The sequence below is a fragment of the Nostoc sp. 'Peltigera membranacea cyanobiont' 213 genome (assembly GCF_002245975.1).
In the GTDB taxonomy this organism is placed as follows: Bacteria; Cyanobacteriota; Cyanobacteriia; order Cyanobacteriales; family Nostocaceae; genus Nostoc.
Map to the genome: position 1 here is coordinate 1 of NZ_NOLI01000257.1, position 4,981 is coordinate 4,981.

The 4,981-nt window shown below is 42.1% G+C and carries 4 protein-coding genes and 1 pseudogene; all 5 read right to left on the minus strand.

Going from position 1 to position 4,981, the window contains the following annotated elements; genetic code table 11:
* Positions 1-247, minus strand: a pseudogene (locus CDG77_RS33300) (hypothetical protein); the annotation flags it as partial.
* Complete coding sequence (locus tag CDG77_RS33305; protein ID WP_094333444.1) at positions 210-1,991, minus strand: M61 family metallopeptidase; 1,782 nt, start codon at positions 1,989-1,991, stop codon at positions 210-212. The pseudogene CDG77_RS33300 and the gene CDG77_RS33305, both read right to left, overlap by 38 nt.
* Before the next feature lie 460 nt (positions 1,992-2,451).
* Entirely contained in the window at positions 2,452-2,592 is a 141-nt protein-coding gene (locus tag CDG77_RS33310; protein WP_223270117.1) for a hypothetical protein, read from the minus strand.
* A 113-nt stretch (positions 2,593-2,705) separates the two neighbouring features.
* Positions 2,706-3,389 carry a Crp/Fnr family transcriptional regulator gene (locus CDG77_RS33315; protein ID WP_094333442.1) on the minus strand — a complete coding sequence of 228 codons (684 nt, stop codon included), beginning with the start codon at positions 3,387-3,389 and terminating at the stop codon, positions 2,706-2,708.
* A 199-nt stretch (positions 3,390-3,588) separates the two neighbouring features.
* Positions 3,589-4,824, minus strand: coding sequence for a pilus assembly protein PilB (locus CDG77_RS33320; protein ID WP_094333443.1), 1,236 nt, complete (start codon positions 4,822-4,824; stop codon positions 3,589-3,591).
* Positions 4,825-4,981: the final 157 nt, after the last annotated feature.

Below are 4,981 nucleotides of genomic sequence, written 5' to 3' on the forward strand. Positions count from 1 at the left end.
GAATTGGCGATTGGCGATTGGGAATTGGCGATTGGCGATTGGGGAATGGGGAATGAGGGAAGATGATGGGAAACAGGGGACAAGGTGACAAGGTGATTTGAGTGAGAATCTTGCAACAAGTCTTTCCCAATCGCCAATCGCCAATCGCCAATTCCCAATCGCCAATCGCCAATTCCCAATTCCCAATCCCCAATCCCCAATTCCCTAAATTAAACAGTTGCGATCGCAACTCCAAGCCATCCAGCAAATTTTTTTTGCTGTGTGGAGTTAGGACGATCGACAGGTTTTACCTGATATCGAGTGGGCTGTGGTGAGGTGAGGGTAATGGCATAAGTACGGAGTTCGTCTTGGTGGAAAACTGTAACTTGGATGGTATCGTTTGGTTGGTAATCTTTCAGGCGATCGCTTAAACTATTTCCCGTTACTTTAATCCCATCAATTGCTAACAACTCATCACCTGCATCAATTCCCCCTATTTGTGCAGGTGAATCAGTTTCCACAAACTTAATCATCTCCCGCCCATTGTCTGTATTTATTCTCACACCCAGGTAAGGTTCTTCTTGCTGTTCAGCTACCAACTGTAAGCCAAAGGGTTCCAAATACTGATTAAAAGGCAAATCATCAATACTATCAATGTAGCGTTTAAAGAAATCAGTCAAATCGATTCCGGCAACAGATTCTATAACATCCTGCAACTGTTCTGGGGTATAGCCAATTTCATCTTTGCCAAATTGCTGCCACATTTTCAGCATCACGTCATCGAGGGAACGCTGATTGTTATGAGTAGACCGAATCAGTAAATCCAGCAACAACGATACCATTTCTCCTTTTAAATAGTAAGAAATTTGGGAATTACCGCTATTAGCATCGGGGCGATAGAGTTTAATCCAGGCATCAAAACTCGACTCGGAAACGGGTTGTACCTTGCGCCCCGGTGTCGTTTCATATCTGGTAATTTCTTTACTCAAGTTATTCAAAAACGACTTAACATCATAAATTCCTGCCCGCAAAGGAATTAACAAGTCGTAGTAACTAGTAGTACCCTCACAAAACCACAATGACGGTGTGTAATTTTCTTGGTCGTAATCAAAAACCTCTAATGCTTTTGGGCGAATTCGTTTGACATTCCACAAGTGAAAGAACTCGTGGGCTACCAATTGCATAAAGCGATCGTATTTTTCTTGAGCGCGAAACCCAAAACGTTGGTAAATTAAGGAGCAAGAGTCTTTATGCTCCAAACCGCCAAAAGCTTGGCTAAATAAATGTAGCAAAAACACGTATCGTTCATAAGGCAAACCGCCGAACATCTGCGCTTCTACCTGAACAATTTTTTGGATATCAGCAATTAATTGCTGAACTTGGTAATTACCTTGCCCCCAAATTGCCAGTTCGTGGGGTTTTCCCAAGACTTCAAATTTATACAATTGGTGGCTACCAATCTCAAAGGGAGTATCCACCAGAGTATCAAAATCGCTAGCCAAGAAAGTATTTTTTTCTTCACCAACGTGAGGTAGAGCAGTAGTTACCTGCCATTCCGAGTGTGGTGGTACGATGGTGACGCGAATGGGTAGCTTATCGGAGCCTGGTATTCTGAAAAATAGTGCCGCCCCATTGAAATAACCGTGGGTGGCATCCAAATGATTTGTCCGTACCGATAGCTCATTGGCAAAAATGCGGTAGCGGACAGTTAATTCTGAAACACCAGTTTTGTCTACCTGCCAGTGATTTTTACTGATTTTCCGCCAAGGTAAAGGCTTACCCTCTGCAAAAGCCACAAAATCCTGTAAATTCTTGGCATATTCCCGAACTAAGTAGGAACCGGGTGTCCATACTGGCAATTTTAAATCGAGAATCGGCGAGAGGTAATTGACAAGGCGTAAAGTCACTTCAAACAGATGGGTTTCTGGTTGGGACATTGCTACCAGGTAATGAATCGTTGGCCCAGTTACCTCGATGTAGGTTTTGGGACGAGTTGCTGTTGCTTCAGTCATCTTGTTTGCTGAGGTAATTGTTAATAGGCTACGAGATGCTGTGCGATCGCGCAGCATCTCGTAGAAAAGACAGTATTATAAGTTTTGATTCCACAGATAAATCCGCTTTCTCTCAAATAAAGATTACACTTTATTTCTTTTGCATAACTAATATACTACTTATGCATTGTACATAATTACTACAGGCAATTTGAGTATTTCAGCCATATTTAGCAGTCTGCGATGTTTACGACGGGCTAGGCTACGCACCAGAAATTTTACCGACGCAGATTCCGATGTCTGGTTTCCCCTCCTGTACAGACAAAAAAATCGCATCTCTTATTTACACCTTACTCCCTTGCTCATCTGTAGAGTAAAATTGTTGAGCATAAAAACGGGCATAGCGTCTTTCCTGAGACAAGAGGGAGGTGTGAGTAGCAGGGCATCGTTTTTGTTGGGCCAATAATGGGAACATCCAAGCTTAAGCTTTTCCTTCCCCCACAATTGGCATTGCTGCCATCTCAACATCGGGACACAATTGGCGCAGGGTTTGAATCACATGAGAGGTGTGGTTGTCCTCTCCGTGGCCGTTACTGATAAACAAGATTCGCTTAGAAAGCATCTTGGGATTTGGATAGGTCTAACATGCTTGCCTGGTGAGATTTTAAACCTACATTGGGTGACTAGGCCAAGAGAGTCAAAAAATTTATTTGTATCGCTAAATAAATAAAGCAATCACACTTTGCCCGCCAAGTTCATCAACTGTTTGAAGTTCACAAGATAATTGATGTTCTTGGCGCTATCAATCTTAATCCACCCTTTTTCATGGAGCTTTTCCATGATTTTGGTAGTTTCTTCAACGCCAATTTCTGTCACCTCTGCTAAATCTTTAAAGGGAATGTTAAAAATTTCTCTTCCTAAGTCTGATTCCTGGCCATAGTTTTCACCTAAAGTCACTAGGGTATGGGCGAGTTTGACTGCTGGTGGTGAAGACCGCATTTGTAAACGCTGATTAATTTGCCGCAATCGTCGCACCATCAGTTGCAACATTCGGTGATGTAGCTGCGGGTCTTTAAATAATATTTGAATAAAACGCTCTCTAGAGATACTAAGCAAGTTTACGGGTGAAAGAGCAATGACATCGGTTGAGCGTGGAGATTCATCCAAAATTGCCATTTCTCCAAAAAAATCGCCACGACCAAAAATTGCCAGAGCTACTGAATCTTCCCCGACGGTACGCCGGACTTTGACCCAACCAGAAACCACGAAATAAACGGCATTACCCCAGGCATCTTCCATCACAACGGCTCGCCCTGATGGATATTCATGTTCAATTGCAACGTTGAGCAGCCATTCCAAGGTTTGTGGGTTGGCTGTACTCATCAAGGGGAAAAGTTCACTAAAAACCTCGGTTAGCATGAAATATCTGCAAGAAATGGATTCAAGAGCGTAAAACTAACTTCGCTATCATAAGTTCATTTAAACCGTAATTTTACTTAGAATTGGATCGCAAAATCTGTATTTATTTGATCTTAAACTCTAAGGCTGATCGGTCTAGAATTCTATTACAACATAACAATTATGTATGCGATCGAAATCAGAGGTTTCACTTACAGACTTATGATTTGCTATTTGTTGGTGGATTGCTATCTAGTACCAAGATTTTGATCTGTTGGTCTAAATTTTTCACTAATTGAGTCAGGGCAATTAAAGCCTCTGATTGCTGAGAATCAAGGCTGGGATTCAGTAAAAGCCGTTCTTGTAGTTCATGTAACTTGAAACTTAGCTGCTGAGAAATTCCTAAAGCATCGCGGCTCAGGCGCGTCAATTGTTGTTGTTGATAAAATTTTAGTGCTGCTCCCCGCAGAACTTGGAGTGTTGCCTCTTCACCGTAGATTCCTGGCATGATTCGCAAGCGTAATAATAAGCGGTTTTTTTGATATACGTATTCCTTCTCTACCTGTTTTGGTTCTGCAACCGTGGTAAGAGGTAGGGAAGCAAACCGCTTTAATTCATTCAGTACTCCTTGGAAAACAGAGAGTGGCAGTTTGTCTAAAACAGATTGCAAAATCCCATTATCACTCCACAGTATCCTGCCTTCGTAAGCTTGTCTTTCTAAATACAGGCGACCAATTCCCCCACTGAGAATTCGTCCTAGTAATTCTTCTAGTAATTTTTTGGGCGGTAGTGTTGACAGCAACTCAATCGGACTAAGTAATTCGGGAACTTGTGTAGGCAAAATCGGTAAATTGTTTGGTGGTGCTACCACGGATGTCTCGCCCTCTAGACTCCTCGTAGTTTGAGACGCTCGATCTAGCTCTGGGATCGGAGGCAAGTCTACACGCTGCCCAGAATGTTGGCGCTTTTGTGTCTCAAACACCATCAATGTTGGTTGCTGATTTGATTCTAAGTCGGCATTTATGGAGGGAATCGGTTTGTCAGCAATGCTAGCTGCGTTATTTTGTTGGGAAGAGTCCTCTGTTGGCTGATACACCTGTTGGGCATCTAGCTGGGATGTATTCTTATGGCTGAGGTAGGCTGATAGTATTCTGCGGTGTGCGTCGGCTGCGATCGCTTCAATCACCATTGTGCAATTGATATAAGACAAAATGCGACCAGCATAATCTAGTGCCTCGCTATCTTGTGGATGAACCATACCTAGCAAGAAGTTTTTATCTTCTAATCGAAAGGGCAAAATCTGGTGGTAAAGGCAAGCTTCAAAGGATAAAAGATTATCAATAAGTTGGAAGATTCGATCGCGTTCCTCCCCTTCTTCCCAACTAGTTTGAGCGACAGTTAGCATTTGCTGTCCATTTGCTGCGGTATTATTTAGTTCGCCCTCTGAAAACAACATAGGTTTGATTGTGTTGTGTTTATTTATATTTTGCCTCTAATTTAGTAGGTAGTTAATAAAGATACTTTGTCAGATTGTTAAAATTTCAATTATATATACTTAAGTAGACGTAAGTAGAAGATGAATTTTAGATTATAGAATGGGGATAATACTGAGG